Source organism: Stenotrophomonas nitritireducens, assembly GCF_050984405.1.
GTDB classification, from domain to species: domain Bacteria; phylum Pseudomonadota; class Gammaproteobacteria; order Xanthomonadales; family Xanthomonadaceae; genus Stenotrophomonas; species Stenotrophomonas nitritireducens_B.
In genome coordinates, this window is sequence record NZ_CP158790.1 from 2481675 (window position 1) to 2508135 (window position 26461).

The 26461-nt window shown below is 69.9% G+C and carries 27 protein-coding genes and 5 tRNA genes; 20 read left to right on the plus strand and 12 right to left on the minus strand.

Going from position 1 to position 26461, the window contains the following annotated elements:
* Positions 1-64: 64 nt before the first annotated feature.
* Both ABTV91_RS10945 and ABTV91_RS10950 read left to right on the plus strand, forming a co-directional pair.
* Positions 65-280: a hypothetical protein gene (locus tag ABTV91_RS10945; protein WP_433851467.1), complete on the plus strand. Its 216-nt coding sequence runs from the start codon at positions 65-67 to the stop codon at positions 278-280.
* A gap of 123 nt (positions 281-403) precedes the next feature.
* Positions 404-2749, plus strand: a complete 2346-nt coding sequence (locus ABTV91_RS10950) for a Tex family protein (protein ID WP_433851468.1) — start codon at positions 404-406, stop codon at positions 2747-2749.
* Between the two features lie 129 nt (positions 2750-2878).
* Here the strand turns inward: ABTV91_RS10950 and ABTV91_RS10955 are convergent.
* A tRNA-Leu gene (locus ABTV91_RS10955) sits at positions 2879-2965 on the minus strand.
* A gap of 121 nt (positions 2966-3086) precedes the next feature.
* Between ABTV91_RS10955 and ABTV91_RS10960 the strand changes: the two genes are divergently transcribed.
* Complete coding sequence (locus ABTV91_RS10960; protein WP_433851469.1) at positions 3087-3455, plus strand: response regulator; 369 nt, start codon at positions 3087-3089, stop codon at positions 3453-3455.
* Positions 3456-3526: 71 nt separating this feature from the next.
* Here the strand turns inward: ABTV91_RS10960 and ABTV91_RS10965 are convergent.
* The 4 genes from ABTV91_RS10965 to ABTV91_RS10980 all read right to left on the minus strand — a co-directional run bounded on the left by ABTV91_RS10965 (position 3527) and on the right by ABTV91_RS10980 (position 4071).
* Positions 3527-3602, minus strand: a tRNA-Glu gene (locus ABTV91_RS10965).
* A 47-nt stretch (positions 3603-3649) separates the two neighbouring features.
* Positions 3650-3725, minus strand: a tRNA-Ala gene (locus ABTV91_RS10970).
* A gap of 140 nt (positions 3726-3865) precedes the next feature.
* A tRNA-Glu gene (locus ABTV91_RS10975) sits at positions 3866-3941 on the minus strand.
* Between the two features lie 54 nt (positions 3942-3995).
* Positions 3996-4071 (minus strand) — tRNA-Ala (locus ABTV91_RS10980).
* A 1175-nt stretch (positions 4072-5246) separates the two neighbouring features.
* On the opposite strand from ABTV91_RS10980, the gene ABTV91_RS10985 reads away from it, so the two are divergent.
* The 8 genes from ABTV91_RS10985 to ligD all read left to right on the plus strand — a co-directional run bounded on the left by ABTV91_RS10985 (position 5247) and on the right by ligD (position 13747).
* Positions 5247-5654, plus strand: a complete 408-nt coding sequence (locus ABTV91_RS10985) for a low affinity iron permease family protein (protein ID WP_433851470.1) — start codon at positions 5247-5249, stop codon at positions 5652-5654.
* An 883-nt stretch (positions 5655-6537) separates the two neighbouring features.
* Positions 6538-7536, plus strand: a complete 999-nt coding sequence (locus ABTV91_RS10990; RefSeq protein ID WP_433851471.1) for a DNA topoisomerase IB — start codon at positions 6538-6540, stop codon at positions 7534-7536.
* Between the two features lie 135 nt (positions 7537-7671).
* Positions 7672-7884: a hypothetical protein gene (locus ABTV91_RS10995; protein WP_433851472.1), complete on the plus strand. Its 213-nt coding sequence runs from the start codon at positions 7672-7674 to the stop codon at positions 7882-7884.
* A 47-nt stretch (positions 7885-7931) separates the two neighbouring features.
* On the plus strand, positions 7932-8966 hold the full coding sequence (locus ABTV91_RS11000; RefSeq protein ID WP_433851473.1) for an SDR family oxidoreductase: 1035 nt from the start codon (positions 7932-7934) through the stop codon (positions 8964-8966).
* Between the two features lie 14 nt (positions 8967-8980).
* A complete protein-coding gene (locus ABTV91_RS11005; RefSeq protein ID WP_433851474.1) occupies positions 8981-9562 on the plus strand; it encodes an isochorismatase family cysteine hydrolase in 582 nt (193 codons plus the stop codon).
* Positions 9563-9641: 79 nt separating this feature from the next.
* Complete coding sequence (locus ABTV91_RS11010) at positions 9642-10541, plus strand: Ku protein (RefSeq protein ID WP_433851475.1); 900 nt, start codon at positions 9642-9644, stop codon at positions 10539-10541.
* 50 nt (positions 10542-10591) lie between these two features.
* A complete protein-coding gene (locus ABTV91_RS11015) occupies positions 10592-11215 on the plus strand; it encodes a GIY-YIG nuclease family protein (RefSeq protein WP_433851476.1) in 624 nt (207 codons plus the stop codon).
* A 9-nt stretch (positions 11216-11224) separates the two neighbouring features.
* Positions 11225-13747, plus strand: coding sequence for a DNA ligase D (gene ligD, locus ABTV91_RS11020; protein WP_433851477.1), 2523 nt, complete (start codon positions 11225-11227; stop codon positions 13745-13747).
* Between the two features lie 315 nt (positions 13748-14062).
* On the opposite strand, the gene ABTV91_RS11025 is transcribed toward ligD, so the two are convergent.
* Positions 14063-14410, minus strand: coding sequence for a BON domain-containing protein (locus tag ABTV91_RS11025; RefSeq protein ID WP_433851478.1), 348 nt, complete (start codon positions 14408-14410; stop codon positions 14063-14065).
* A 366-nt stretch (positions 14411-14776) separates the two neighbouring features.
* Between ABTV91_RS11025 and ABTV91_RS11030 the strand changes: the two genes are divergently transcribed.
* The 3 genes from ABTV91_RS11030 to ABTV91_RS11040 all read left to right on the plus strand — a co-directional run bounded on the left by ABTV91_RS11030 (position 14777) and on the right by ABTV91_RS11040 (position 16783).
* Complete coding sequence (locus ABTV91_RS11030) at positions 14777-15028, plus strand: hypothetical protein (RefSeq protein ID WP_433851479.1); 252 nt, start codon at positions 14777-14779, stop codon at positions 15026-15028.
* 142 nt (positions 15029-15170) lie between these two features.
* Positions 15171-15773, plus strand: coding sequence for a hypothetical protein (locus ABTV91_RS11035; RefSeq protein WP_433851480.1), 603 nt, complete (start codon positions 15171-15173; stop codon positions 15771-15773).
* A 2-nt stretch (positions 15774-15775) separates the two neighbouring features.
* A complete protein-coding gene (locus tag ABTV91_RS11040) occupies positions 15776-16783 on the plus strand; it encodes a magnesium transporter CorA family protein (protein ID WP_433851481.1) in 1008 nt (335 codons plus the stop codon).
* Positions 16784-16836: 53 nt separating this feature from the next.
* On the opposite strand, the gene ABTV91_RS11045 is transcribed toward ABTV91_RS11040, so the two are convergent.
* Positions 16837-17019, minus strand: coding sequence for a hypothetical protein (locus ABTV91_RS11045; RefSeq protein WP_433851482.1), 183 nt, complete (start codon positions 17017-17019; stop codon positions 16837-16839).
* A gap of 194 nt (positions 17020-17213) precedes the next feature.
* Between ABTV91_RS11045 and ABTV91_RS11050 the strand changes: the two genes are divergently transcribed.
* From ABTV91_RS11050 to ABTV91_RS11070, 5 genes are all read left to right on the plus strand, one after another.
* Positions 17214-17873, plus strand: coding sequence for a DUF6766 family protein (locus ABTV91_RS11050; protein ID WP_433851483.1), 660 nt, complete (start codon positions 17214-17216; stop codon positions 17871-17873).
* A 102-nt stretch (positions 17874-17975) separates the two neighbouring features.
* The gene (locus ABTV91_RS11055; protein WP_433851484.1) at positions 17976-20348 is read left to right on the plus strand and encodes a catalase; all 2373 of its coding nucleotides are present in this window, start codon (positions 17976-17978) and stop codon (positions 20346-20348) included.
* Positions 20349-20588: 240 nt separating this feature from the next.
* Positions 20589-22145 (plus strand): FAD-dependent oxidoreductase, encoded by a 1557-nt coding sequence (locus tag ABTV91_RS11060; RefSeq protein ID WP_433851485.1) that lies wholly within the window; start codon positions 20589-20591, stop codon positions 22143-22145.
* A complete protein-coding gene (locus ABTV91_RS11065; protein WP_433851486.1) occupies positions 22142-22666 on the plus strand; it encodes a hypothetical protein in 525 nt (174 codons plus the stop codon). The genes ABTV91_RS11060 and ABTV91_RS11065 overlap by 4 nt, the downstream gene beginning before the upstream one ends.
* A gap of 148 nt (positions 22667-22814) precedes the next feature.
* Complete coding sequence (locus tag ABTV91_RS11070) at positions 22815-23096, plus strand: DUF3247 family protein (RefSeq protein ID WP_433851487.1); 282 nt, start codon at positions 22815-22817, stop codon at positions 23094-23096.
* Positions 23097-23104: 8 nt separating this feature from the next.
* Here ABTV91_RS11070 and ABTV91_RS11075 read toward each other — a convergent pair whose 3' ends face one another.
* Both ABTV91_RS11075 and ABTV91_RS11080 read right to left on the minus strand, forming a co-directional pair.
* Complete coding sequence (locus tag ABTV91_RS11075) at positions 23105-23278, minus strand: hypothetical protein (protein WP_194269551.1); 174 nt, start codon at positions 23276-23278, stop codon at positions 23105-23107.
* 5 nt (positions 23279-23283) lie between these two features.
* A complete protein-coding gene (locus ABTV91_RS11080; RefSeq protein WP_433851488.1) occupies positions 23284-23916 on the minus strand; it encodes a DUF4142 domain-containing protein in 633 nt (210 codons plus the stop codon).
* A gap of 305 nt (positions 23917-24221) precedes the next feature.
* Here ABTV91_RS11080 and ABTV91_RS11085 point away from each other — a divergent pair, with 305 nt between their 5' ends.
* Complete coding sequence (locus ABTV91_RS11085) at positions 24222-24530, plus strand: hypothetical protein (RefSeq protein ID WP_433851489.1); 309 nt, start codon at positions 24222-24224, stop codon at positions 24528-24530.
* A gap of 4 nt (positions 24531-24534) precedes the next feature.
* On the opposite strand, the gene ABTV91_RS11090 is transcribed toward ABTV91_RS11085, so the two are convergent.
* From ABTV91_RS11090 to ABTV91_RS11100, 3 genes are all read right to left on the minus strand, one after another.
* Positions 24535-24888: a hypothetical protein gene (locus ABTV91_RS11090; RefSeq protein WP_433851490.1), complete on the minus strand. Its 354-nt coding sequence runs from the start codon at positions 24886-24888 to the stop codon at positions 24535-24537.
* Positions 24885-25481, minus strand: a complete 597-nt coding sequence (locus ABTV91_RS11095) for a hypothetical protein (RefSeq protein WP_433851491.1) — start codon at positions 25479-25481, stop codon at positions 24885-24887. Before ABTV91_RS11095 ends, ABTV91_RS11090 begins: the two co-directional genes overlap by 4 nt.
* A 69-nt stretch (positions 25482-25550) precedes the next feature.
* Positions 25551-26411 (minus strand): BON domain-containing protein, encoded by an 861-nt coding sequence (locus ABTV91_RS11100; protein WP_433851492.1) that lies wholly within the window; start codon positions 26409-26411, stop codon positions 25551-25553.
* Positions 26412-26461 lie beyond the last annotated feature (50 nt).

The window sequence follows — 26461 nt, forward strand, 5'->3', positions numbered from 1 at the left end:
ATCGCGGTAACGCATACGCGCCTAAAGTGAGCCCGTTACAGACGCAACAGGAGTACCGGTCACCATGGCAGTCGTTCTTTATATCGGTGGCAGCAAGGATGGCGAGAAGGGCGTGGTGCCCTATGGTTTCAGCAAGACCCGCATGGATACCGACGAAGGTCCGGAAATCTATGTGGAGCGGGTGATGGACGTGTCCGGCAAGGGCCGCATGCGGGTGATGGTGCTTGAGAACCTGCGCGAGGACATCGCCTTCCAGCGCCTGAGCCGGCATCTCGGCTAGGGCCTGGACGCCCCGCGGCGCGGGTGCGCGAAGCAACCCCGCGCCGGGCTGTCAATGGCTTTCCCCTCCCGGGACGCGCTGCCAGAATGCAGGCTTCCCGAGTAGCGGTAGCCCCTGGACTCCATGCAAGACAGCAAGCTCGCGCAGCAGATCGCGCAGACCATCGCCGACGAGATCGGCGCCCAGCCCGCACAGGCCAAGGCCGCCATCGCGCTGCTGGACGAAGGCGCCAGCGTCCCGTTCATCGCGCGCTACCGCAAGGAAGTGACCGGCGGCCTGGACGACACCCAGCTGCGCAACCTGGAAACCCGCCTGACCTACCTGCGCGAACTGGAAGACCGCCGCGCGGCGGTACTGGCCAGCATCGCCGAACAGGGCAAGCTGAGCGATGAGCTGCGCAACGAGATCCTGGGCGCCGACACCAAGAGCCGGCTGGAAGACCTGTACCTGCCGTACAAGCCCAAGCGCCGCACCCGCGCGCAGATCGCCCGCGAGGCCGGGCTGGAACCGCTGGCCAACGGCCTGCTGGCCGATCCCACGCTCGAGCCGCAGGCCTTCGCCGCCGGCTTCGTCGATGCCGACAAGGGCGTGGCCGACGCCAAGGCCGCGCTGGAAGGGGCGCGCGCCATCCTGATGGAGCGCTGGGGCGAGGACGCGGCGCTGGTCGGCGAGCTGCGCCAATGGCTGGGCGAGGTCGGCGTGATCCGCGCCCGCGTCGCCGAGGGCAAGGAAACCGAAGGCGCCAAGTACCGCGATTACTTCGAGCATGCCGAGTCGCTGGCGAAGATTCCCTCGCACCGCCTGCTGGCGCTGTTCCGCGCGCGCCGCGAGGAGATCCTGTTCCTGGAACTGGACCCCGGCACCGATGCCGACGCTGGCCACCAGTACGCCGAAGGCCGCGTCGCGCGCAGCGCCGGCGTCGCAGAGCAGGGGCGCGCGGCGGACCGCTGGCTGCTCGATGCCTGCCGCCTGACCTGGCGCGCCAAGCTGCACATGCACCTGCTGCTGGACCTGTTCAACCAGGCCCGCGAGAAGGCCGAGGCCGAAGCCATCGCCGTGTTCGGCGACAACCTCAAGGACCTGCTGCTGGCGGCGCCGGCCGGCCCGAAGACCGTGCTCGGCCTGGACCCGGGCATCCGCACCGGCTGCAAGGTCGCCGTGGTCGACGCCACCGGCAAGCTGCTGGCCACCGAGACCATCTATCCGCACGAGCCCAAGCGCCAGTGGGAGCAGTCGCTGCAGACGCTCAGACACCTGTGCGCCAGGCACAACGTCGAGCTGATCGCGATCGGCAACGGCACCGCCAGCCGCGAAACCGACAAGCTGGCCGGCGACGTCATCAAGGCCAGCGACAATCCGAAACTGCAGAAGGTCGTGGTCAGCGAGGCGGGCGCCTCGGTGTACTCGGCCTCCGAGTTCGCCGCCAAAGAGTTCCCCGGCCTGGATGTCTCGCTGCGTGGCGCGGTGTCGATCGCGCGGCGCCTGCAGGATCCGCTGGCCGAACTGGTCAAGATCGAGCCCAAGGCCATTGGCGTGGGCCAGTACCAGCACGACGTGGACCAGTTCCGGCTGGCCAAGGCGCTGGACGCGCGCGTGGAAGACTGCGTCAACGCGGTGGGCGTGTTCGTCAACACCGCCTCGGCCGCGCTGCTGTCGCGCGTGTCGGGCCTGTCGTCGACCGTGGCCGAGAACATCGTGCGCCACCGCGACGAGAACGGGCCGTTCAAGCGCCGCCGCGACCTGCTCAAGGTGCCGCGCCTGGGCGACAAGGCGTTCGAGCAGTGCGCCGGCTTCCTGCGCATCGCCGATGGCGACGAGCCGCTGGACGCCTCGGCCGTGCACCCGGAAGCCTACCCGGTGGTCGAGCGCATCGTCGCCGCCGCGCAGCGGCCGATCAAGGCGCTGCTGGGCGACGGCAGCTACCTGCGCGGCCTGAAGGCCGAACAGTTCACCGACGAGACGTTCGGCGTGCCGACGGTGCGCGACATCCTCAAGGAACTGGAAAAGCCCGGCCGCGATCCGCGCCCCGAGTTCAAGGCGGCGCGTTTCGCCGACGGCGTGGAGGACATCAAGGATCTGCGCGAGGGCATGGTGCTGGAAGGCGTGGTCAGCAACGTCGCCGCCTTCGGCGCGTTCGTCGACATCGGCGTGCACCAGGACGGGCTGATCCACATCTCCGCGTTGTCGGACACCTTCGTCAAGGACCCGCGCGACGTGGTCAAGGCCGGCGACATCGTCAAGGTGAAGGTGCTGGAGGTCGACGTCGCCCGCAAGCGCATCGCGCTGACCCGGCGCCTGGACGACAGCCCGGCGCCCGCCAGGCGTCCGGACAGGAACGCAGGGCCGGGCAACGCAGGCCGGCGCGACGGCGGCCGCGGCGAACCGTCGCGTGGCGCGCGTCCCGGCAACGCCGCGCCGCCGGCGAACAACGCCCTGGCCGAAGCCTTCGCGAGGGCGCGCCGCAGCTGATGCGGCGGCGATGACCGGAGCGTGCCATGGAAGGCCCCATACGCGGGGTCTTCCTTTTGTGGGGACTCTACCGCGGCGGCGGGCGCGCAACAAAAAAGCCAGGCTGCGAGGCCTGGCTTTCTGCTGTGCTGGTGCCGAAGGTGGGACTCGAACCCACACGCTTTTAAGGGCGGCGGATTTTGAGTCCGCTGCGTCTACCGATTCCGCCACTTCGGCTGGCAGGGGCGGAAGTATAGCGGAGGCTCCCGCGGATGGGCAGGCTCTTGCCGGTGTTTTTCGCAAAGTCCGCGTGGGCTGCGGTGGCTATACTCCGGCCATCCGGGACAAGGACGATGCGATGGGGCCGCTGCATTCCATGCGGGTGATGATCGTGGAGAACGACGATCTCAACGCGACGCTGCTGCAGCTGCAGCTCGAGCGCGAGGGCCTGCAGGTCATAGGTGTCGCCGGTACGGTGCAGTGCGCCCTGGGCATGATCGACGAACGGCGGCCGCAACTGGCCTTCCTGGACTTCTGCCTGGCCGGCGACGAGGACAGCACGCCGGTCGCCGAAGCGCTCGCCGCGCGCGGCATTCCCTTCCTCGTGGCCACGGGCATGGAAATCTCGAAGCTGCCTGCCGTGTTCGACGCGGGCGTGAAGCTGGCCAAGCCCTATGTCGGCAGCGATCTGCGCAGGGCGTTGTCCAAGGCGCTGCCGCAGGGGTGAGCCAGGTTGCGAGGGTCTGTCGTTTTCCGCAGGCAACAAAAAAGCCCCGCCATGGCGGAGCTTCCTTGAATTGGCGTCCCCACGGGGATTCGAACCCCGGTCGCCACCGTGAAAGGGTGATGTCCTAGGCCTCTAGACGATGGGGACGCGTGTGCTTCGTTGTACTGCAACCCGGACGGCCTAATGTCCGGATTTGGTGGAGCCAAGCGGGATCGAACCGCTGACCTCCTGCATGCCATGCAGGCGCTCTCCCAGCTGAGCTATGGCCCCGTATCCAAATTTTCGAGCGCGGAATGATACCGGACTCTTCGTTGGAGTGGAAGCTTTTTCTTCTTCCGCATTGCCCTTGGGTGGGCAGCTTCTCCAACAAAAAAGACCCTGATGAAGCGGGGTCTTTGTTTTACGATGAATGGCGTCCCCACGGGGATTCGAACCCCGGTCGCCACCGTGAAAGGGTGATGTCCTAGGCCTCTAGACGATGGGGACGCGTAAACTTCATCATATTTTTTCGGCAGTCCAGACGGCCTAATGTCCGGATTTTGGTGGAGCCAAGCGGGATCGAACCGCTGACCTCCTGCATGCCATGCAGGCGCTCTCCCAGCTGAGCTATGGCCCCGTTGTTGCCGAGAAAGAAATGATAGCGGGGCTTTCCGGGCCTAGCAAGCCATTTGTGAAAAAAAATCTTCACGTATGCCGGGTGCTGTTCACCGATGCCGGAGAGGGGGTTGCGCCGACCCGGGGCCCCGCATTCACGCCGATGTTCCGGCCTGCTGCTTCCGCCCATGCTGGATACGACACAGGCAGCTGGGAGCAAGGGATGGCGACGGGCGGAGTATTTCTGTTGTTGGCGGCAGCGGGCGTGCAGGCGGTCGCGCCGGCGCAGGTATTCAAGTGCGTGGATGGAGGACAGGTGTCCTACCAGTCGGTGCCGTGCGACGGCCCACCGGCGAAGACATGGGTGGTGTCCCATCAGGAGCGGCCCGCACCGCCGGCATCCCGTACGGCGTCGGTGACGCGACCTGTCGAACGGGCCGGACCGCGGCCTCGCCGTTCCAGTCTCTCCTCCGGCACTGCTCGACGCACAAGGCCGGCGGTCGATGCCTGTACGCGGGCGCGGGAAGGACGGGATGCGGCCTATCGCAAGGCGGGCCTGAAACGTGGATTCGCGCTGTCCAGCCTTTGGGACAACCGGGTTCACGATGCGTGCCGATAGTTCGGCATTCCCGTCCGCCGACGGGGCCGGCGGCGTGGTGCCCGACGGGTTGAGGGTGGGCGTCAGGCCCGAGCCTGCGCACAGGACACTTTTCCGGACAGGTGCCTGCTGTCTTCCGTAGCCGTTTGCCGAAGCTCTGCGGCGTCTTGAGGCTTATCGGCATGCCCCGGCGGGGAGGGCGTTCCACCTGCCGAGGATGTCCGGGTGCCGGCATCCGTCAAGCCATGAAGTCCTGAGCAATTAACGTAGGGGCGTCCAACCTGTGTCCCTGCAATTCGTAGCGCTCCTCGTCGAGTTGTCCCAGCGATGAATGCGTGCCGCGTCAGCAGATTGTGGTGCGCGAAGCGGTGGCGCTCACGAAACATGCACCGATCTTTCCCTTGCTGGTCACGGGCGCGGCGCTATAGCTGTGCCCAGGCCGCAACCGCAGGGAAGAAGAATGAAACGGGTGCTCTTTCTGGCGTTCTCCTCGATGTTCTACATGACTCTGGGGGCGCTGGCGGCCGTCGTGGCGCAGTCGATCTGAATCCGCATCAAGGCCGCGCACCGAGCGCGTCCGCCATCCGCCCGGGGGCATCATGTTGAAGCAGAAGTTTGGAAGGATCGCGGCCGCCACGGCGCTGGCCGCCGGTTCGTTCGGTGCGTTCGCGATCGCCGTCGGGATCGTCGTGGCCTGGGCGCTGACCGGGCCCCTGTTCGATTTCAACGATACGTGGTTGCTGGTGATCAATACCGGCACGACCATCGTCACCTTCCTCATGGTGTTCCTCATCCAGCATACGCAGAACGCGGATACCGCCGCGGTGCACATCAAGCTCGACGAACTGATCCGCGTGACCAACGCCGCCAACAACGAACTGCTCAACCTGGAAGAGATGGACCAGGAACAGCTCGAGGAAATCCGGGGCCGGTACGCGGAACTGGCGCAGACCGCCGCGCACCTGAAGGCCAAGAAGCACCGCTGCATGCCGGATGCCGAGTCCTGAGAATCCGCCGCTCCTTGCAGTGCCTTGATTCCGCACCCCGCAGCCATCACGGTTCGTCGGGCAGTCTTCAGTAGAGATCTTTCTGCCGGTGCATGCTTCATTCCTTGCTTCCGACATGCGCTGACGCTGCAGCAGGCAAGGTGGGCGAGGCTGCTGCCTGTCGATCCGGATACAACGCCTGGGGTGAACATTTACGGCCGTTGTACGCGGCGGCAGGAACTCCCGTTACGGCCTCACTTCTTGCAGCCGGTGCGCCATCGCATCTGTGGAAGTCCGCTGAACTGCTGACCGCCTCTGGGCCAGCAAAGCAGGAAGAGCAAAAGCAGGAGTTCACGCTCAAGCACCTGCATACACGGCCACCAACATGGCGCAAGTCGCATCAGCAGCACCAGTGCCATACCAGCAGTAATTCCAAATCACCGCGCCAATGCCAATGCCAATGCCAATGCAGTACCAGCTGGCGACGGCCGCCCGCCGCCCTCCGAATGCCGAATGCTGAATGCCGACAGCTGACAGTCGGCAACTGACAACCGGCAGCCGAGCCGGCAGCATCCCGCGTTGAGTGTCCTTGCATGCATGCAAAGCCGGGCAGAGGAACGCGCGCCGCGGAAGCCAGCTGTGAGAAAAGGGCGCGCGGGCTGCTCCGGAATTTTCCAGAACCTTGACGCGACAAACCGCACTCTCATCGTCCGCATGAAACGAGGTGCTCTCTGGATGAAACGAAACAGATTCGCCACGCGCCACTGGTTGCTCCTGCTGGGCGTCGTGCTGGTCCTCGTACTGCTGCTCGCCATTCCGCCGTGGTGAGCGGCGCGTACGCGCGGGGCCGGTGGCGGCCTGCCGTCGGCATCGGCGCAGAGCCCTGCGGCGGACGCTGCGCGCCATGAGTGGAGCGCTCCGCCATGTCCGCGATGGGCAGCCGGGCATCGTGCGCCTGCGTTCGGGCAAGGGGTTCCGCTACGTGGACTGCGATGGCGCGCCGGTGCGCGATGCCGCCACCCTGCAGCGGATCCGCGCGCTTGCGATTCCGCCGGCCTATACCGATGTCTGGATATGCGCGACGGCCGACGGGCATCTGCAGGCGACCGGCCGCGATGCCCGTGGACGCAAGCAGTACCGCTACCACGCCGACTGGGTGAGGCAGCGCGGCAAGGACAAGTTCGCCCGCATCCTGGCGTTCGGAAAGGCGCTGCCGGCGCTGCGCCGTCAGGTGCGCAGGCATCTGGCGCTGCCGGGGCTGCCACGCGAGAAGGTGCTGGCGCTGATTGTCTCCGTCATGGGCCGGACCTATGCGCGGGTCGGCAACATGGCCTATGCGCGCAGCAACCATTCCTACGGGCTGACGACCCTGCACGCGCGGCATGTGAGCCTGGCCGGCCGGGATGCCGCGCAGATCCGTTACACCGGCAAGTCGGGCCGGCTGCAGGTCCTGCGGATCGACGACGTCCGCCTGGTCGGGCTGATCCGCCGCTGCCACGACCTGCCGGGAAAGATGCTGTTCCAGTACCTGGACGACGACGGCCAGGTGCGGCCGGTCGACTCGGGCGACGTCAACGATTACCTGCGGCAGGCCACGGGCGATGACTTCAGCGCCAAGGATTTCCGTACCTGGGGTGCGACCCTGACCGCGCTCATGGAACTGGCGCAGCTGCCTGTGCCCAAGGACGCGAGCGAATCGCAGTGCGTTGCGCTGCAGAACCAGGTGATCGCATCGGTCGCCGGCCTGCTGGGCAATACGCCGGCGGTCTGCCGCACGTCCTATATCGACCCGTGCGTATTCGATGCCTGGCGCGCCGGGCGCCTGGAACCGCTGCGGGCGCTCCGCGGCGTCCGCCAGCTGGAGGCGGCGGCGCTGAAGCTGCTGCGGGCCTGTCACAGGTAACTGACGGCGGCCATCCGCAACGCGGTCGCGCGGAAGCCCAGGCGTCGTCATGCACGCCGCTTCCACGTCCTTTCACGGCCCGTCATCGGCAACGCGCAGGAGAATCATGGCTCGATCACGGTTGAGGACCAGGCCATGGCGACCTGCGACGTCTGCGGAAACAACTACGCGAACAGTTTCACCGTCACCCAGGGCGCGGCGACGCGCACCTTCGATTCGTTCGAATGCGCGATCCACGCGATGGCGCCGCGGTGCGCGCACTGCCAGTGCGCGGTCATCGGTCACGGCGTGGAAGCCGGCGGCGCGGTGTACTGCTGCGAGCACTGCGCGCGCCACAAGGAAGGATAGGCCCGGCGCACCGTCCCTCCACCTCCATCCTCCACGGAGCATGATCAATGGCAGCCAGGAAGAAGACCTCCGCCCGCGTTTCCGTCCCCGCATCCGGCAAGCCTGCGAAGAAGGCCGCCGGTCAGGCGGCCGAACGCACCGCCGAACGCCAGCGCGGCCTGCAGGACGCGGTGAAGAAGCAGGGCGCGCAGAAGCCGAAGCCGGGCAAGGAGGGCGTTCAGGCCGGCAGTCGCCGGCAGCCGGCCAGGATGCCCGCGCAGAGCCTGGAAAAGCCGGGCAACGAGCATGAGCTGCAACTGGCGCCGCGCTACATGGCGCCCGACTACAAGGGCAGCGGCAAGCTGCAGGGCTTGCGTGCGGTCATTACCGGCGGCGATTCGGGCATCGGTCGCGCCGTGGCCATCCTGTTCGCGCGCGAGGGCGCCTACGTGGCGATCCTCTATCTGGACGAACACGAGGACGCGCAGGCTACCCGCAAGGCGGTGGAGGAGGAGGGCGCACGCTGCGTCGCCATCAGCGGCGACGTGCGCGATCCGGCGTTCTGCACCCAGGCCGCCGGCCAGGTGCGCCAGGCGCTCGGCGGCATCGACATCCTGGTCAACAACGCCGCCTTCCAGCTGCACTGCAACCGCCTCGAGGACCTGACCGACGCGCACCTGCAGGAGACCCTGCAGACCAACATCGCCGGCTACGTGCAGATGGCGCGCGCGGTGCTGCCTTACATGGGCGAGGGCGCCAGCATCATCAACACCGGCTCGGAGACGGCGCTGTTCGGCAGCCCGTCGCTGATCGACTACTCGGCCACCAAGGGCGCGATCCATGCCTTTACCAAGGCGCTGGCGGCGCAGCTGCTGGGCCGTGGCATCCGTGTCAACTGCGTGGCGCCGGGGCCGGTGTGGACGCCGCTGAACCCGGCGGACAAGGACGCGCCGGAGGTGGCGAAGTTCGGCAAGGACAGCGACATGGGCCGGCCGGCGCAGCCGGAGGAGCTGTCGCCGGCCTACGTGTTCCTGGCCTCGCCGGTGACCGCCAGCTACATCAGCGGCGCGATCCTGCCGGTGATGGGCGGCCCGCGCGGCTGAGCGCGGCATCGGCCATGGCACCGGCATCCGGCCCGACCGGAGCGACCGCGTTGATCATCCTGGACATGATCAACCTCTTCGATTTCGAGGGCGGCGACCGGCTCGGCGCGCAGGCCGTGGCGATCTGCCCGCGCATCGCCGGCCTGCGCCGGCGTTTCGATGCGGCCGGCGCGCCGGTGATCCACGTCAACGACAACTTCGCCCACTGGCAGGGCCAGTTCAGCGACCTGGTGATGGCCTGCGCCGCGGCCGGGGGACACGCGGGCGCGGTCGTGCAGCGGCTGTCGCCGCGTCCGCACGACTACCACGTGCTCAAGCCCAAGCATTCGGGCTTCCTCGCCACGCCGCTGGCGATCCTGCTGGCCAAGCTCGGCGTGCGGCGGCTGGTGCTCACCGGCGTCTCGGCCGATTCCTGCGTCTTGGCCACCGCGCAGGACGCCAACATGCGCGAGTACGCGCTGTGGGTGCCGGGCGACTGCGTGGCGTCGATCACGCCGGCGCGCAAGCGCGACGCGCTGGGCATCGTCGCGCGCTCGCTGCGTGCGCCGGTACTGGCCGCCCGCTCGGTGACCGGGCTGTTCCCGGCGCAGGCGTGAACGCGGCGCGGCGGTTCTTCACGCCTGCTTTCGCTCGGGTTGGCCAGCGTGGTGCGGACTCCACAACGGTGTGCAAGCCATGGCGCGTCCGATCTGGACTGGAACCCTTTCCTTCGGCCTGTTGAACGTCCCGGTGTCGCTGATGAGCGGCGAGCGGCGGGTGGACATCAGCTTCCGCATGCTCGACTCGCGCGACCGCAAGCCGATCCGCTTCGAGCGGGTCAACGCCGAGACGGGCGAGGAAGTGCCGTGGAAGGACATCGTCAAGGCGTTCGAGTACGACAAGGGCAGCTATGTCGTGGTGGAGAAGGAGGACATCGCTTCGGCCGCGCCGCAGACCCATGACTCCATCGACGTGGAGGCCTTCGTCGACCTTGGCGAGATCAGCCTGCGCTCCTACGAGAAACCCTACGTGATCGTCCCTGGCAAGAAGGCGGAGAAGGGCTACGTGCTGCTGCGCGAAACCCTGCGCGACACCGGGCGCGCCGGCATCGCGCGGGTGGTCATCCGCACCCGCGAATACCTGTGCGCGGTGGTGCCCGAGGGCGACGCGCTGATCCTGCTGATGCTGCGCTACCCGCAGGAACTGGTGGACCCGGCCGAGTACAAGCTGCCCGAAGGCAAACCCGCCGACTACCGCATTTCCAAACGCGAATCGGAAATGGCCGCCAGCCTGATCGACTCGATGTCGGTGGGCTGGCGCGCCGAGGACTACCAGGACGAGTTCCGCGGGCGGCTCGAAGCGATCATCCGCAAGCGGCTGAAGGCCAAGGGCGCGACCACGCGCATCATCGACGAGCAGGCCGAGCCGGAGGATGCGGCCACCAATGTCGTGGACTTCATGTCGCTGCTGCAGAAGAGCCTGGACGAGAAGAAGCGCACGCCCGCCAGCAAGCGGGCGCCGGCCAGGAAGGCGCCCGCGCGCAAGGCGCCGGCGAAGAAGGCACGCAAGTCCACGCGCCGGACGGCGTCGTCCTGACGATGCCGGGCGGCCGCCGCATCGTCCCCGTCGGCAGCATGGGGAGCCGCATGCAGGGCGCCACCTGCCTCTACGTGCTGCCCTGCGCCCACGAGGACCACGTCAAGCTGGGCATCGCCGGCGACCCGCTGACGCGCATGCTGGCGTTCTCGCCGCGCTACTTCGAGTTCTTCGACCTGGACGCCGGCTGGCTGCTGGAGGCCGGCACGGAGAAGGAGGCGCGCGGCTGGGAGACGGCCCTGAAGCGGCGCCTGCGCGTGCATGCCGCGCCGGCGCCGCTGCTGGTCCCCGGGCGCGCCGGCGGCCGTACCGAATGGCTGCGCGGCGCGGCCTCGCAGCTGTCCGCGTGGCGCGATGAACAAGCCGCGCAGGGTTTCGTGCTGCACGCGCCGCTGCGCGGCTGGGTGCACCAGCGCCTGCTCCAGGCGCACGAGCGGTGGCGCCACGGGGTGCAGGCGCTGCTCGACCGGCTCGGACCGGCCGACTACTGGCCGCCGGCGGCCGACAGCGCGCCGCTGCGCCTGCTGCGCGATGCGATGGACGCGCAGGTGGCGCTGGACGCGATGCCGCCGGACGACGACTTCCCCGGCCTGCGCGCGTGGCACCGGCGCAACAGCCTGGTGCCGTCGCCCGCACCGCGCTGGAGCGATGCGCAGGCCCGCCTGCCCGAATGAGGAACGCGCATGAGCCTGTACGAATACCGCAGGAAACGGCAGTTCGAACGTACCCCGGAACCGTCCGCCGACAGCGGCCGCCCGCGTGGCACGCAGCCGATCTTCGTGGTGCAGCTGCACCACGCCAGCCACCGGCATTACGACTTCCGCCTGCAGGTGGGCACGACGCTGCGCAGCTGGGCGGTGCCCAAGGGCCCCAGCCTCGATCCCGGGGTGAAGCGGCTGGCCGCGGAGGTGGAGGACCATCCGCTGGACTACGCGGGGTTCGAGGGCGAGATCCCCGAGGGCCAGTACGGTGCTGGCCACGTCGCCATCTTCGACCACGGCGTGTGGAGCAGCGAGGGCGATCCGGAAGAACAGCTGGCCAAGGGCCACCTGCGTTTCGCGCTGTTCGGCGGCAAGCTGAAGGGCGGCTGGCACCTGGTGCGCTCCGGTGGCCGCGGGCGCAAGCCGCAATGGCTGCTGTTCAAGGCGCGCGACCGCTACGCGGCGAAGAAGGAGGCCGACGACCTGCTGGACGAGCCCGCGCCGGCGGCGCCGCGCGCCGCGGGCAAGCGGCGGCGGCCGGCCACGGCGACGGCGCGGATCCGGCGCCTGCTCGACAGCGCCGCGACGCTGCCCGGCGCCCGCCGCACCCGCCGCGCGCCGGCCTTCCATGCGCCGCAGCTGGCCACGCTGGCGACGGCGGTTCCGGCCGGCGAGGGCTGGCTGCACGAGGCGAAATGGGACGGCTACCGGTTGATCGCCCAGCTCGGTGGCGGCAAGGCGCGCTTGTGGTCGCGCAACGAGCTGGAATGGACCGCACGCCTGCCGGCGATCGTGCAGGCGCTGCAGGCGCTCGGCGTCGAAGCGGTGCTGGACGGCGAGCTGGTCGCCGGCGCCGGCCGCCAGCAGGATTTCGGCCTGCTGCAGGCCACCTTGTCAGGCGAACGCGCCGCGCCGCTGTCCTACGTGCTGTTCGACATCCTGCAGCTGGGCGACGTCGACCTGGGCGGCTGCCGCCAGGACGCGCGCAAGAGCGTCCTGGCCGCGCTTCTCGGGCAGCCGGAGCCGCCGCTGGTGTACAGCTCACACGTGAGCGGGGACGGCGAACGCGCCCTGGCCATGGCGGTGGAGCGCGGGCTGGAGGGCATCATCTCCAAGCGCGCCGCGGCGCCGTACCGCAGTGGCCGTGGCGACGACTGGCGCAAGATCAAGCAGCGCGCCTCGGAGGAGTTCGCGGTGGTGGGATACACCGCGCCCAAGGGCAGCCGCAGCGGCCTGGGCGCGCTGCTGCTGGCCGCGCCGGAAGGACGCCGCGGCTGGCGTTACGCCGGCCGCGTCGGCAGCGGCTTCAACCAGCGCATGCTGGACGAACTGGTGCGCCGCCTGCAGCCGCTGGCCCGCGACACGCCGGCCGTGCGCCTCGGCGAGGAGGTCACCGGGCTGGGCAAGGTCCAGTGGGTGAAGCCGGCGATGGTGGTCGAAGTCTTCCACCACGGCACCGGCAACCTCGGCCTGCTGCGGCAGGCGTCGTTCAAGACGATCCGGGCCGACAAGAGCGTCGCCGACCTGCGCGCGGCGCTGCCCGATTCCCCCACGGAGAATGCCATGCCACGCACGACGCAGACACCTGGCTCCCGCAACCGGGCGAAAGACGTGGTGCTGACCAGCCCGAGCCGCGTGGTGTACCGCGACGCCGGCATCCGCAAGGAGGACGTGTACGCCTACTACCGCGCCATGCTGCCCTGGCTGTTGCCGGAGATCGCCGGCCGGCCGCTGTCGGTCGTGCGCTGCCCGCAGGGAACCGAACGGCCCTGCTTCTTCCAGAAGCACCTGCCGACGGGCATGGAGCATGTCGGTTCGGTGGCGATCGAGGAGGACGACGGGGCGAGCGCGGACTACATCGTGGTGCGCGACGCCGCCGCGCTGCTGGAACTGGTGCAGTTCAACGCGCTGGAGTTCCATCCCTGGGGCGCGATGGCCGAGGCGCCGGACATGGCCGACCGCATCGTGTTCGATCTCGATCCGGATGCCGCCGTGGCCTGGGCGAAGGTGGTCGCGGCGGCGCGCTGGGTGCGCGACCGCCTGCGCGAACTGGGGCTGGAATCGTTCGTGCGCACGTCCGGCGGCAAGGGGCTGCACGTGGTGGTGCCGCTGCGGCCGGCGTGCCCGTGGCCGCAGGTGAAGGCGTTCGCGCGCGCCTTCGCCGAATCGATGGCGGCGTCCGACCCACTGGCGTACGTGGCCACGGCGAGCAAGCGCCTGCGCAAGGGCCGCATCTTCGTCGACTACCTGCGCAACGGCCGCGGCGCGACCAGCGTGGCTTCGTTCTCGCTGCGGGCCAGGGCGGGCGCGCCGGTGGCGATGCCGCTGCGCTGGGAAGAACTGGCGCGGACCCGGCGCGGCGATGCGCACGACATCGTCTCGGCGCCGCGCCGCATGGCGCGCATGAAGCATCATCCCTGGGGCGACATCGGGCGGATCCGCCAGAACCTGGACAAAGTCGCCTCGCGCCTGGCGCAGCTCGCTCCCGATACGGAGAAGGAGTGAGATGGACGGCATGATGGCGCGCGTCGTCAGCGCCGGCCCGGAAAAGCCGCACCCGAGCGATCCAGGGGAACCGCCCCGTCCACGCGGATCGGAGGTGCGGGACCCGCCGCCCCATGCGCCGCATCCGGACGAACGACGCACGCCGCAGCGGCGCGACCCCGACAACCAGGAACCGGACAGGCGCGATCCGGAAAAGCGCGTTCCGGAAAAACGCGGCGCGGCCGATCACCGTCTGGGTGATCGGCCCGTCGCGCGCAGCCGGACCGGCGCGTGGGATGCCCGCCAGCCGAAGCCGACGGGCCGCCCGGGGTGCGGTTACTTGGCGCCGCGGACCACCAGCCGGTTGTCCACGCGGGTGACGCCGTCGACCGCCTTGGCCGCGGCGACCGCACGATCGGCTTCGACCTGCGTATCCACGTCGCCGCTGAGCGAAACCACGCCGTTCACCGTCTCCACCTTGATCTCCAGGCCGGAGATGTCCTTGGCCGCGAGCAGCTCGGCCTTGACCTTGGTGGTGATCCAGGTGTCGCTGCCGGGCTGCACCGATTCCTTCTGCTGCATGCCGCGGTCCTGGCCGGCCGCCTGGACCGTCGTGATGGCCCCCGCGCAGGCGGTCGCGACGACGCTCAGGAGCAGGAGGTTCTTCATCTTGCTGGCGTTCATGTCGATTCTCCACGAGGAGCGGAAGTGCTCCGTGCGCCATCGTGCCTGCCGGGGAATTAAGAGCGTGCAGCAGGTCGGTGATGAAGAAGTGCAGGGCGTCGATGAAGTGGACATGACGACGGCGCGCATTCAAACGGCGCGAGCCGCAGCATGCCCGGATGCATGCATGCAGGCAGGCGGCGGTCGCGCGGCGCGATTGCGCCGGCGGCGCGGATGCCGTGAATGCGGCGTTTGCGCGTGCCCTGCGCCGATGTGACCGGTTGCCGGCTTTCACACAACGGCCGCGCAGTGCAGGCAACGGCTTAACTTCAGCACCGGTATGTAAGGGAGTGCCGGGGCGGGGAACGACGAAGAGGAATGCTTGCTGTGAAAGGTGTTCAACTCTATCTGGTGGGACCGGGGCAGGAGCGTCGCCTGGTCAGGCACATCTCCACGGAACTGGCCGATATCAAGACCATGGGCATTCCGATCCGGAGCGGCCCTGCGGCGGCCAATACGCTGGTGGAGATCAACACCCTGGCCGACGAGGAAGGGAACGTCGCACGGCAGATCGACTGCGAGGGCTTCCGCTACAAGTTCAGCGGTTCGGAAATCCCCTGGTCGCTCGTGGTGGGATGACGGCCGCGGAGACGTTCCAGCGGAGCGGCGCCTGCGCGTGTCACGCGCAGGCGCACCGCCACCACTCCCCGTTCACGCGGGATCACGCCCTCCTTGCACGCGCCTGTCTATATCGAAGGCTCCTTCACCTGGAGAAACCTTCATGACCGGCAAGCCAGATGCGGCGCATGTGCGCGAGTTGTTGCTGCAGGCACTGGAAACCGAACGCGGCGGCATCAAGGTCTACATGGCCGCGATCCGCGCGGCGCGCAACAAGGACCTCAAGCAGGAGTGGGAGGGGTATCTGGAAGAGACCCGCAACCATGAGCGCATCCTCACCCGCGTGTTCGAGGCGATCGGACTGGATACGGAAATGTCCAGCCCCGGGCGCGACGTGGTCGCCCACCATGGCGCCTCGCTGGTCGCGGCCATCGAGATGGCGCTGGCCAATGCCAAGCCCGGCGACGCGGAGCTGGTGGCGGCCGAATGCGTGGTGCTGGCCGAGACCAAGGACCACATGAACTGGGAGCTGATCGGCCAGGTGGCTGAGCAGGACGGGCCGCACGCCGATGTCCTGGCCCAGGCGCACGCCGCGGTGGAGACGCAGGAAGACCATCACCTTTACCACACGCGCGGCTGGGCCCGCGAACTGTGGATCCGCAGCCTGGGCATGCCCGCGGTGCTGCCGCCGCCGGAAGAACAGAAGGACGTGCAGACCGCCATCGGCGCGGCGCGCGCGGAGAAGGCACGCCAGGACTACCTGTAGCGATGGAAGCGGACAGCGGGGCGGTGGACGGCGCGGAGGATGCGCGCGCGTCCTTCTTCTGCAGGATGTTCGATGCGCAGGGCCAGGCGCAGCGGATCGGCGCGCGCTCGCTGGCGGCCTGCCAGCCCGCGCACGACACGCTGGCCTGGGTGGACCTGTGCGACCCCAGCGACGAGGAGGTCGAGGCGGTATGGGCGGCGTGGCAGCTGCCGCCCGCCGCGCGGCAGTTCCTGGACGGCGGCACCGTGCCCGAGGTCGGGCAGAGCGACAGCTGTTTCTGGGTACGCGCCGTCGTCGTGCGCGCCAGCGGCGACAAGGACAGGATCAACGGCGCCGTGCTGGTGTGCGTGGCCGGCGCCGACCGCGTCGTCACCTTCCGCCGCGAGCCGATCGACTTCCTGGAGGAACTGCGCGTGCAGCAGCCGGGCAAGGTCGGCGTGCTGCGCGCCGAGAGTTTCGTCGCCACCCTGCTGGACCGCCTGCTGGTCAGCTATTTCAAGGCGATCGACGAGCACGAATTGGCGATCGAACGCCTGGAAGTGGGCATCCTGGGCAAGGGCGCGTGCGACGCGCTCAACGAACTGCAGCGCCTGCGCCGCTGGGCCTCGCGCCTGCGGCGCATGCTGGCGCCGCACCGGGTGGTGTTCGGCGCCATGTCGCGCCCGGACTTCCGCCCGGACGAGGGCCGCGCCGCCGACCGCCATTTCATCGCGTTGAACATGCGCTTCGAGCGCGCCTTGGACATGGTCGAGAACGCGCGCGAACAGGTGCTCGGCACCTTCGAGCTTTTCAGCAACCAGACCGCGCTGCGCACCAACCGCGCCATGCGCGTGTTGACCTTCGTCACCGTGGTGACCGGGTTGATGGCCACGATCGTTGGTGCGCTGGGCATGAACTTCGGCACCCGCCTGTTCGAGAGCGACGATGCCGGGTTCTATGGCGTGCTCGCCGGACTGGTGGCGCTGGGCGCCGGCGCGTTCGTGCTCGGCCGCCGCCAGCGCTGGTTCTAGCGGCCAGGAACAACACGGCGGGCGGCCCGCCGCCGCCCGCGGCGTGGACCGCGCTAATCCGGCGTCTTGGCCGGTACGAACGGGGAGACCGGATCGCTGGCCGGGAAGGTTTCCTCCAGCGCCTCGTCGTGGTTCTCGCTCTCGTGCTGCTTGCGCTCGCGGCGCTCCTGTGGCGTTTCAGGGCAGTCGCGGTCCTCGGTCGGATCGGGCGGATCTTTCCTGTCTCTGTTGTTCATGGCGTGATCCTCGCTGGGGAGATCCGATTGTTCGCAGCCGGGGTTGTCGCCGGCGTGAAGTCCGAAGCGGCGTCGTTCACGCCGATGGCCCTTCGTTCATCGATGTGACCTGCGCGGATCGCGCGCACGCCGGTTCTTTACGCGGTCTTTCGCGGGCGCTGACCAAGTTCTCTCCGGCACGACAGGAGACCGACATGAAGCAGGGAAAATACGCGTTCATCTACCGCAATGGGCTTTCGCTGGTGCTGCTGGCGCTGTTCATCGCTGCGCTGGCCGGACAGACATGGGCAGGCCTGCGCGCCTTCAACGCGGAGCTGGCGGACAAGGGCGCGCCGACGGTGTCGCTGGGCCAGTACCTGGAAAGCGGGCATTTCGTCTCGGCCACGTTCGAGAACTGGGAAAGCGAGTTCCTGCAGATGGGCATGTACGTGCTGCTGACCGTCGCGCTGCGCCAGCGCGGTTCGGCCGAGTCGCGCAAGCTCGACCCGGCCGAGGAGGACAACGCGATCGAACCCGGCGCCACGCCGTGGCCGGTGCGCAAGGGCGGGGTGTGGAAAACGCTGTATGCCAACTCGCTGTCGCTGGCCTACATGCTGCTGTTCCTGCTGACCTTCGCCGGCCATTCCTACGGGAGCTGGCGCCACGAGAACCAGGAGCGCGCCCTGGACGGCCTGCCCGGCATCGGCTGGGCCGAACACCTGGGCAGCGCGCAGTTCTGGTTCGAGTCGATGCAGAACTGGCAGAGCGAGTTCCTCGCGGTGCTGTCCATCGTGCTGCTGAGCATCTACCTGCGGCAGAAGGATTCGCCCGAGTCCAAGCCGGTGGAGGCGCCGCACGCGCAGACCGGCGCGTGAGCGCCGGCGCGGTCAACTTCCCGTGAGCCGCGTATCGCCAGGGGTCACGCGCGTTTTACCGCCGCTGGCTATGGTCAAGAGCCCTTCCAGCGAGATGCCCCCATGGCCAGCAAGAAAGGCGCTTCGTCCCATCCGCCGCACACCACGACCGCCGCGCGTTCGGACAGCGGCCCGGCGAGCAGCCGCTCGCAGCAACCGCTGCGCCCCGAAGACGAAGTGCCCGGCCTGATCGACGACTGGGCGGGGCAGCGCACGCACAACGCCGACAAGCGCGCCGAGCACGGCGCCGGCGCCGCGCAGCCGCCGGAAGGCGAGCACCACCTGGCGCCGTCCGCGGCGGTCGGCGCCAGCACGGTGAGCGAGAGCAATGGCAGCGCCAAGGTGGGTGCACCCGCCGCCGAGGGCCAGGACGCCAATGCCGGGCCGCTGCTGCGGGTGCGCAACGACGGTTCGGGACAGCGCCTGACCACCAACCAGGCGGTTCCCGTCTCGGACAACCAGAACAGCCTCAAGGCCGGGCTGCGCGGGCCGGCGCTGCTCAAGGACTTCATCCTGCGCGAGAAGATCACCCACTTCGACCACGAGCGCATCCCCGAACGCGTGGTGCATGCGCGCGGTTCCGGCGCGCACGGCTACTTCGAGGCCTACGAGGATCTCTCGGCGCTGACCCGCGCCGCGCCGTTCCAGGAGGCGGGCAAGATCACCCCGGTGTTCGTGCGCTTCTCCACGGTGGCCGGCGAACGCGGTTCCAAGGACACCGCGCGCGACGTGCGCGGCTTCGCGGTGAAGTTCTATACCGACGAGGGCAACTGGGACCTGGTGGGCAACAACATGCCGGTGTTCTTCATCCAGGACGCGATCAAGTTCCCGGACCTGGTGCACGCGGTCAAGCCCGAACCGCACCACGCCATGCCGCAGGCGGCCTCGGCGCACGATACCTTCTGGGACTTCGTGTCGCTGATGCCCGAGTCCACCCACATGCTGATGTGGCACATGTCCGACCGCGCCATCCCGCGCAGCTACCGCATGATGCAGGGCTTCGGCGTGCACACCTTCCGCCTGGTGAACGCGCGCGGCCAGTCGGTGTTCTGCAAGTTCCACTGGACGCCGAAGCTGGGCACGTATTCGCTGGTCTGGGACGAGGCGGTGAAGATCTCCGGCGCCGATCCGGATTACCACCGGCGCGACCTGTGGGAGGCGATCGAGGCCGGCGAGTACCCGGAGTACGAACTGGGCATCCAGGTGTTCAGCGAGGAGGAGGCCGACGGCTTCAGCTTCGACGTGCTCGACGCCACCAAGATCGTGCCCGAGGAACTGGTGCCGATCCGTCCGGTCGGGCGCATGGTGCTCAACCGCAACCCGGACAACTTCTTCGCCGAAACCGAGCAGGTCGCGTTCTGCACGGCGCACATCATTCCCGGCATCGACTTCAGCAACGATCCGCTGCTGGCCGGCCGCATCCATTCCTACGTGGATACGCAGATCAGCCGGCTGGGCGGGCCGAACTTCCACGAGCTGCCGATCAACGCGCCGGTCGCGCCGGCGCACAACAACCAGCGCGACGGCATGCACCGCCAGGCGATCCACCGCGGCCGGGTGTCCTACGAGCCGAACTCGCTGGCCGGCGGCTGCCCGTTCCAGGCCGGCACCGCCGGCTTCGTATCCTTCGCCGAACCGCCGCAGGGCGACGAGGTGCGCGCCAAGCCGGAGAAATTCGCCGAGCACTACGCGCAGGCGACGCTGTTCTACGACAGCCAGAGTCCGGCCGAGCGTCGCCACATCGCCGACGCGTTCCGCTTCGAGCTGAGCAAGGTGACCGTGCCGGCGGTGCGCCGGCGCGTGGTGTCCATGCTGCGCAACGCCTCCGAGGAGCTGGCCGGTGAAGTCGCGCGTGGACTGGGCATGCCGCTGCCGCCGAAGATGCCCAGGGCCTTCGAGGGCGAGGTCACGCCGGAAGTCTCGCTGTCGCCGTCGCTGTCGCTGCTGTCGCGGCCCGGCGAAGGCGGCATCCGCACGCGCAGGGTCGCGCTGCTGGTGGCCGACGGCAGCAGCGCCATGGACGTGACGCTGCTGCACCAGGGGCTGACCGAACAGGGCGCGATGGTGCGCCTGCTCGGGCCGCACGTCGGCCTGCTGCACGACGCCGACGGCAACGCGCTCGATGCCGACGCCTCGCTGGAGAACGAGCCCGGCGTGCTGTTCGACGCGCTGGCCGTCGTCGGCGGCGCGGCGGGCGCGGCGGCGCTGGCGCGCGACGTGCGGGCGCTGGAACACATCCGCGACGGTTATCGCCACGGCAAGCCGCTGCTGTTTGTCGGCGAGGGACGGCAGGTGTGGGACGCCGCCGGCCTGGCGGCGCTGGACAACGACCCGATGCTGCTCTTCGCCGAGCCCGACGCGCGCGACACGGTGGAGCGTTTCGCCATCGCCATCGTGCAGCACCGCTACCCCGAGCGCGAGCCGGCGATGCTGTGACCGGTACGCCGCCGGCCCGCGCCAGTGCGGCGGGCCGGCGGCGGGTGCGCGGGGAGTACCCGGAGCACACCGTGGCCGGCTCCGGGGCGAGAACCTGCTTCGTATTCGCGGCGCGCGGCGCCGCTGCCGCATTGCGACGGCCCCGCCAACGGCGCGTGATTGCCGTCGTCTCGCGGATTGACGGTGCGCTTACCGGCGCGGGCCTAGCGTCGCAGGCCTCATCCACTGCCTGGGGTGTCGATGAAGACCGCACATACCCGACCCGTCTGGGACGACGTGACCACCGCCACCGCCGACTGGTGGCAGGACGAAGGCGCGGACGCGGAAGTGATCGTCGTGGGCGCCGGCGTGGCCGGACTGAGCGTCGCGCTGGAACTGGCCCGCGCCGGAAAGCAGGTGCAGGTGGTGGAGCGCGAAGGCATCGGCGCCGGCGAGACGCTGCGCACCAGCGCGCACCTGGCCTCGGCGCTGGACGACCGGTTCTCGGCGCTGGCGCGCTACCATGGCGAGGCGGGCGCGAGGCTGGCCGCCGCCAGCCACGCCGCGGCGATCGACTGGATCGCCGCGCTCGTGGCGCGTTCGGACAGTGACTGCGGTTTCCGGCGCGTTCCGGGCTATCTGTTCTCGTGCACGCAGGACGTCGAGGACCTGCGCCGCGAATGCAGGGCGGCCGAGGCCGCCGGGCTGCAGGTCGGCCTGCAGGCGGAAGGCATCGCGGCGGTGCCCGCGCTCGGGCCGGTACTGCGCTTCGACGACCAGGCGCGCGTGGACATCGGCCCGTACCTGCTGGCGCTGGCGCGGCAGGCGCGCGACGCCGGCGTGCGCTTCGTGCGCGGCGACGTGACCGCGATCGAAGGCGGCGGGCGGCCGCGCGTGGCATGCCGTGACGGCCGCGCGTGGCATGCCGGCGCGGTGGTGGCGGCCACCAACGTGCCGGAGCACGAGACCGGCGCGACCTGGCTCAAGCAGGCCGCCTACCGCACCTACGTGGTGGCGGGGCGCGCGCCGGCGCACGGCATTCCCGACGCCCTGTACTGGGACGACGGCGATCCCTACCACTACGTGCGGCTGCGCATGCCGCCGGGCATGGACGCGGACGAGGTGGAGGTGATCGTCGGCGGCGGCGACCACAAGACGGGGCAGGACGACGACCCCGATGTCTACGCGCGCCTGCAGGAATGGGCCAACGCGCGTTTCCCGTCGATCACGCGCTATACCCACGCCTGGTCCGGGCAGATCCTGGAGCCGGACGACGGCCTGGCGTTCATCGGCGCCGACCCGGACAACGAGAACGTCTACCTGGTGAGCGGCGACTCCGGCAACGGGCTCACCCACGGCACGCTCGCCGCGCTGTTGCTGACCGACCTGGTGCTGGGCCGCGACAACCCCTGGGCGGCGCTGTACGCGCCGGGCCGGCATCGGTTGCTGAGCGCCGGCAACTGGCTGCGCGAGAACGCCAATGCCGCCCTGCAGTACCGCGACTGGCTCGCCTCGGTGCCGGCCGATGCGCTGGCCGGGCTGGCGCGCGGCAGCGGCCGGGTGATCCGCTGCGGCGTGCACCAGGTGGCCGTCTACCGTTCCGGCGACGGCATGCTGCACGCCCACAACGCCCGCTGCACCCACATGGGCTGCGTGGTGCGCTGGAGCAGCGAGGAGAAATCCTGGGATTGCCCGTGCCACGGCTCGCGCTTCAAGGCGACCAGCGGCGCGATCCTCAACGGCCCGGCAAGCGAACCGCTGGCGCCGTTCGACCTGCCGCAGCAGGAGATCGAGCGCGATGCCGGCACGTCCGAATGAGCGGCGCGACCTGGGCCTGGGCGGGCTACCTGCTGTGGCTGCTGGCCGGCTGCGCCGACTTCCGCTGCCACCGCCGCAGCGACCTGCCGCATACCTCCGGCCTTGCCGAATCGCTGCTGCACGTGCTGCAGATGGGCCTGATGGGAACGCTGGTGCTGGCGTGGCTGGCCGCGCGCCCGTCCTTGCCGCTGCTGGCGCTGTCGGCGCTGCTGGTCCTTGTCCATGCGCTGGCCGGCTACGCGGACACGCGCACCGCGTGGGGCCGGCGCCCGGTCACGCCGCTGGAACAGCACATCCACAGCGTGCTCGACGCCGCGCCATGGGCGGCGCTGGGCATCGCGGCGTACGGCCAGGGCGGGGCCGCGCTGGCGCGCGGCTGGACGTGGGAGTGGCGCGCGCCGCTGCCGCCGGCCTGGGCGTGGCTCGCGGTGCTGCTGCCGGCGCTGCTGCTGTGCATGGTGCCGCTGCTGGCCGAACTCGCCGCGGCGTGGCGCGCCCGCGCCCGGCGTGCCGGCGGCTGACGCGGCACGCGAATGCGCGCAGGGCGTGCCTGCCATTTCTCCGTCCATGGGTGATGACACGCACTGCGCGCCCGTTACCGTCCCTGGCCAACGGAGGGACTGTCGCGCGCGGACGCATCGATCCACCACCGAGAGCAGCGAGGACACGATGAGTAGAACAGCCCCCCGCATCCACGTCGAACAGGCCGACATCGAACGCCTCAAGGCGCTGCAGCTGGCGCTCGACGCCGAACTGGTGGTCGAATTGCACATGCGCGGCGGCGCCACCCTGGTCGGCACCCTGGTGGACCGGCCCACCGTGCAGCAGTTCCGCGACGCGCAGGGCAACGAAGGCACCAACGGCCAGGTGCGCATCGACCTGGGCGACGGCGACATCCGCGACCTGTGGCTCGACGAGGTGGAGCGTTTCACCCGCCTCGGCTCGAGCTAGGCGCCCGCTCAGTCCCTGCGCCGTGGCGCCGGCGGCCGTTCGTAGTCTTCCGGGTGCGCGGTGTGTTCGGCCTCGGGCATGTCCGGCCGCTTCCACTGCGCCTTGTCGTTGCGCAGCTTGTCGGGCGTATGCGCCTTGTCCTGGTCGCTGGCCTTGCCGGGATTCAGGGGAAGTTTGTTCATGGCGTTCACCGTTGGCTGGAGGCGTCCTGCGCCGGCGGCGGTTCCGAGGCCGGCAGCGCGCGCGCCTGCTCCAGGTGCTGGGCCACGCGGGTCCGCGTCTGCTGCAGGTGCGCCTGCACGTCGGGACGGTCGGCGGCGGGGATGAGGGTCTGGTCCAGCGTCGCCAATGCGTCGGTATGCCCGTCGATCATGGCCTGCACGTAGGCGCGGCGGTAGGCTTCGCCGCTCTCGCCGGCCAGCTGGCGCAGGACGGTGTCGCCCTTGTTCCGCTGCGCGCGGGCGTTGGCGCTGTCCGGGGTGGGATGCAGGGCATCGGTCTGCTGCCTGTTCCGGCCGTGCTCGTCGATCATCAGGCGCGCGTAGTCGGCGACCGGGCCCTGGACGTTCTTCTCCAGCGCCTGCCGTCCCATGGCGATCTCGTGGTCGTTGATGGCGTTGAGCACGGCCAGCGCGTCGCCATCGCCGTCGTTGTCGGCATCGGTACGGGGGACCGCACCGGGCGGTCCTTCGCCGGGCGTGGTCGCATCGGCGGCGGGAGCGGCGGTCCCGCGCGACGGCGTGGGTTCGTCGTTGCGGCACGCGGCCAGCGAGAGGATGCCGGCCAGCAGGAGCAGTTTCGCCAGATCGAGGACTTTCATCGGAGGACTCCGGGTAGGGGCGGATGCGCGCCGCCCTCGGCGGACGACGCGGGTCCATGCTTGCGGCGCCCGTGTTTGCCCGGCGTGCAACCAGGTGACAAGAACATCAGTGGCGCGGCGGCGACGTGCTGCGGCTGCGCGAACGACCGGCATGCGCGATGTTCCTCGCGGATGCCGGTTTTTCGTTCCTCGCGCCTTTCGAAACCTGCCGGCCGTGGTCACGGCGTGGTGGCCCTCCTGTACGTGACGGCAGGCGTGCGGGAACGTGAATGGGCTGCAGAAGCCGCAGCGGAAATGGCCAGGACATGCAGGGCGGCATTGCGGATGCGTTGGCGAAGGGCTCCGGCCGGGCGCAGGACGACGCGCCGCTGCGATGGGCGTTCGCCTGCGGTCATGTTCGTCCCGCCGTCGGCTGCGTCGAGGTGATCGAGATCCAGGCGCTGCCGCGTGGTGGCGCGTGCAAGCCGCCGTCACCGCACTGGACGGCGTGCGCGCGGCTGCGAATGTGCCGACGCTGCATGCCGCGCTGCGCGGTCGATCCGGTGGACGCGCAGCGCGGCTGCCGTACCTGCGCGCAGTACGAGCGGCAGCGTGCCGCGCTGGAACGCCGGTGAACGCTCAGGCCGGATCGGCGCCGGTCCGGTCCGGCCCGGACCGGCGCGCCATCGCCGGCAGCCTGGCCTGCTCGCGGCAGTAGGCGCAGTCGCGCCCGTGCGCGTCGGCGATCCTCAGCAGCAGGCGCACGCGTGTCCTGGCCCAGCGCGCTCCCCAGCGCATGCCCGCGCCCGGCGAACGCACCGCCACCGACGGCTGCAGGTACAGCGGGTCCTGGAGATGGACCTGCACGATCCAGCCATCGCGCTGGGTGCGTACTTGGAGCACCTCGACATCGCCCAGCAGCAGGCGCCGCAGGCCTTCCGCTTCTTCCCAGCCGAAGGCCGCGGGCAGGCGGCAGGGCAGGGCGCGGCTCATGCCTGCCGCTCCGGCCGGTGCCGTGGCGCCGCGTCGCCGGCCTGCGCCAGGTGCGGGGACGACGTGGGTGTGTACGGCGCCGCGCCGTCGGCCCCTTCGTCCGCGCACGGGTAAAGGTCCAGGTCGCGGGCCGAGGCGTCGACGACGGCCATCGCCGCGGCGGCGCGTCGCCGCAGCGCCGGCCGGGAAGCGTCGAGCAGGGCCTCCAGGTGTTCCCTGGCCCCTTCCAGCCAGTTCTGCATCGCCTGCGCGGCGCGTGCGTCGAAGCTGTCGTCGTCCGCGCGCGACAGCTCCGGCCAGAGGTCGCCAGGGTCGGAGCGGCACGCGGGCGCAAGGAACGCATGCCAGCTTCCGCGGACCGCCAGCGCCTGCAGCCAGCGCTGCGCGGCGGCCGTCAGTTCGTCGTTGCCGCTGCGCTTGGCGACGGCGGTGGCCAGCGCCAGCGCGCCGGCCATCTCGCGCGCGAGCTGGCGCAGCAGCACCTCGTCGGCCAGGCGCGCCGGGTCGTCGCGGTGGCGGATCGCCACGCGCGCGCCCAGCCAGCCGCCGCCGGCCAGCGCCGCCAGCGCATACCACCCGAATCGGCTTCTCACGCTCATCTCCGGCTCCCTTGGGGGCCCGGGCCGGCATTGCCGGACGGCCCGGGCGATGGCCGGCGGCCGCTACATCGGCGCGCCGCCGCCCGGTGAGGCATTGCCCGTCTCTTCAGCGGCGGCGACGGTGATCTCGTTGCGGATGTCCTTCACGCCGCTGCAGGAATCGGCGATGTCCTCGGCCAGGTGGCGCATCCAGCGGGAGGCGACGGTGCCGCTCAGGGTGGCCACGCCATCGGCGACCTGCACGCTGATGTCGCTGGCGTCGAGCATGTCGTTATCGGTGAGACGCTCGTTGAGATCCTCGGTGATGCGCTCGTCCGAGCGCGCGTAGTTGCGTGGTCCGCGGCCCCGGTACGGGCCGCGGCGGTCGTTGTCGCGGCCCTGCGGCCATCGTTCCGGTTGCCGTTCGCCGCCAGCGAAACCATGGTCGTGCACGCCGCGTCCGGAGTAGGGCGAGGGCTCGCCGCGATCGGCCTCGTTGTACAGCGAGTTCCCCTGCCATCCGGGGCGGCGGTATTCGTCGCCGCGGGCATGCCTGCCGTAGTCGCGCAGGGCGCGTTCGTCCTCGTCGGCGTGGCCGCGTTCGCCCCAGCGGCTTTCGCCGCCACGGCCGCTGGCGTAGTCCGCCTCGCCGGCGCCGAACAGGGCGCTGTCGCCGCGCGCCATGCCGCGCAGGAAGCCGCTGGCGCCGCGCTCCGGGTCCTGGTCGCGGCGCCAGCCGACGGTGCGTTCGTCATCGCCGCGCTCGCGCGCGCCGGTGCCCTGCGCGCCGCTCCAGCCGCGCGGCGTTGCGGTGGCGTCGCGGTAGCGGCGTTCGTCGTTGCCGCGCGTGGCGCCGCCGGCCGGGTAGTGCGGTCCATCCTCGCCGTAGTCCCTGCCGAAGGAACGGCTGCCCTCGTTCCGTTCCTGCCAGTCGTTGCGGTTCATCTCGTTCTCCTGCCTGCCGGTGGGGTGTGCGTCGTGCTCCGCCTTCCGCG

What these genes read in the sequence shown, in the direction of transcription:
- ABTV91_RS10945 (WP_433851467.1), top strand. Translation starts at nt 65, where the DNA reads ATGGCAGTCGTTCTTTATATCGGTGGCAGCAAGGATGGCGAGAAGGGC.
- ABTV91_RS10950 (WP_433851468.1), top strand. Translation starts at nt 404, where the DNA reads ATGCAAGACAGCAAGCTCGCGCAGCAGATCGCGCAGACCATCGCCGAC.
- ABTV91_RS10960 (WP_433851469.1), top strand. Translation starts at nt 3,087, where the DNA reads ATGGGGCCGCTGCATTCCATGCGGGTGATGATCGTGGAGAACGACGAT.
- ABTV91_RS10985 (WP_433851470.1), top strand. Translation starts at nt 5,247, where the DNA reads ATGTTGAAGCAGAAGTTTGGAAGGATCGCGGCCGCCACGGCGCTGGCC.
- ABTV91_RS10990 (WP_433851471.1), top strand. Translation starts at nt 6,538, where the DNA reads ATGAGTGGAGCGCTCCGCCATGTCCGCGATGGGCAGCCGGGCATCGTG.
- ABTV91_RS10995 (WP_433851472.1), top strand. Translation starts at nt 7,672, where the DNA reads ATGGCGACCTGCGACGTCTGCGGAAACAACTACGCGAACAGTTTCACC.
- ABTV91_RS11000 (WP_433851473.1), top strand. Translation starts at nt 7,932, where the DNA reads ATGGCAGCCAGGAAGAAGACCTCCGCCCGCGTTTCCGTCCCCGCATCC.
- ABTV91_RS11005 (WP_433851474.1), top strand. Translation starts at nt 8,981, where the DNA reads ATGGCACCGGCATCCGGCCCGACCGGAGCGACCGCGTTGATCATCCTG.
- ABTV91_RS11010 (WP_433851475.1), top strand. Translation starts at nt 9,642, where the DNA reads ATGGCGCGTCCGATCTGGACTGGAACCCTTTCCTTCGGCCTGTTGAAC.
- ABTV91_RS11015 (WP_433851476.1), top strand. Translation starts at nt 10,592, where the DNA reads ATGCAGGGCGCCACCTGCCTCTACGTGCTGCCCTGCGCCCACGAGGAC.
- ligD (WP_433851477.1), top strand. Translation starts at nt 11,225, where the DNA reads ATGAGCCTGTACGAATACCGCAGGAAACGGCAGTTCGAACGTACCCCG.
- ABTV91_RS11025 (WP_433851478.1), bottom strand. Translation starts at nt 14,410, where the DNA reads ATGAACGCCAGCAAGATGAAGAACCTCCTGCTCCTGAGCGTCGTCGCG.
- ABTV91_RS11035 (WP_433851480.1), top strand. Translation starts at nt 15,171, where the DNA reads ATGACCGGCAAGCCAGATGCGGCGCATGTGCGCGAGTTGTTGCTGCAG.
- ABTV91_RS11040 (WP_433851481.1), top strand. Translation starts at nt 15,776, where the DNA reads ATGGAAGCGGACAGCGGGGCGGTGGACGGCGCGGAGGATGCGCGCGCG.
- ABTV91_RS11045 (WP_433851482.1), bottom strand. Translation starts at nt 17,019, where the DNA reads ATGAACAACAGAGACAGGAAAGATCCGCCCGATCCGACCGAGGACCGC.
- ABTV91_RS11050 (WP_433851483.1), top strand. Translation starts at nt 17,214, where the DNA reads ATGAAGCAGGGAAAATACGCGTTCATCTACCGCAATGGGCTTTCGCTG.
- ABTV91_RS11055 (WP_433851484.1), top strand. Translation starts at nt 17,976, where the DNA reads ATGGCCAGCAAGAAAGGCGCTTCGTCCCATCCGCCGCACACCACGACC.
- ABTV91_RS11060 (WP_433851485.1), top strand. Translation starts at nt 20,589, where the DNA reads ATGAAGACCGCACATACCCGACCCGTCTGGGACGACGTGACCACCGCC.
- ABTV91_RS11065 (WP_433851486.1), top strand. Translation starts at nt 22,142, where the DNA reads ATGAGCGGCGCGACCTGGGCCTGGGCGGGCTACCTGCTGTGGCTGCTG.
- ABTV91_RS11070 (WP_433851487.1), top strand. Translation starts at nt 22,815, where the DNA reads ATGAGTAGAACAGCCCCCCGCATCCACGTCGAACAGGCCGACATCGAA.
- ABTV91_RS11075 (WP_194269551.1), bottom strand. Translation starts at nt 23,278, where the DNA reads ATGAACAAACTTCCCCTGAATCCCGGCAAGGCCAGCGACCAGGACAAG.
- ABTV91_RS11080 (WP_433851488.1), bottom strand. Translation starts at nt 23,916, where the DNA reads ATGAAAGTCCTCGATCTGGCGAAACTGCTCCTGCTGGCCGGCATCCTC.
- ABTV91_RS11085 (WP_433851489.1), top strand. Translation starts at nt 24,222, where the DNA reads ATGCAGGGCGGCATTGCGGATGCGTTGGCGAAGGGCTCCGGCCGGGCG.
- ABTV91_RS11090 (WP_433851490.1), bottom strand. Translation starts at nt 24,888, where the DNA reads ATGAGCCGCGCCCTGCCCTGCCGCCTGCCCGCGGCCTTCGGCTGGGAA.
- ABTV91_RS11100 (WP_433851492.1), bottom strand. Translation starts at nt 26,411, where the DNA reads ATGAACCGCAACGACTGGCAGGAACGGAACGAGGGCAGCCGTTCCTTC.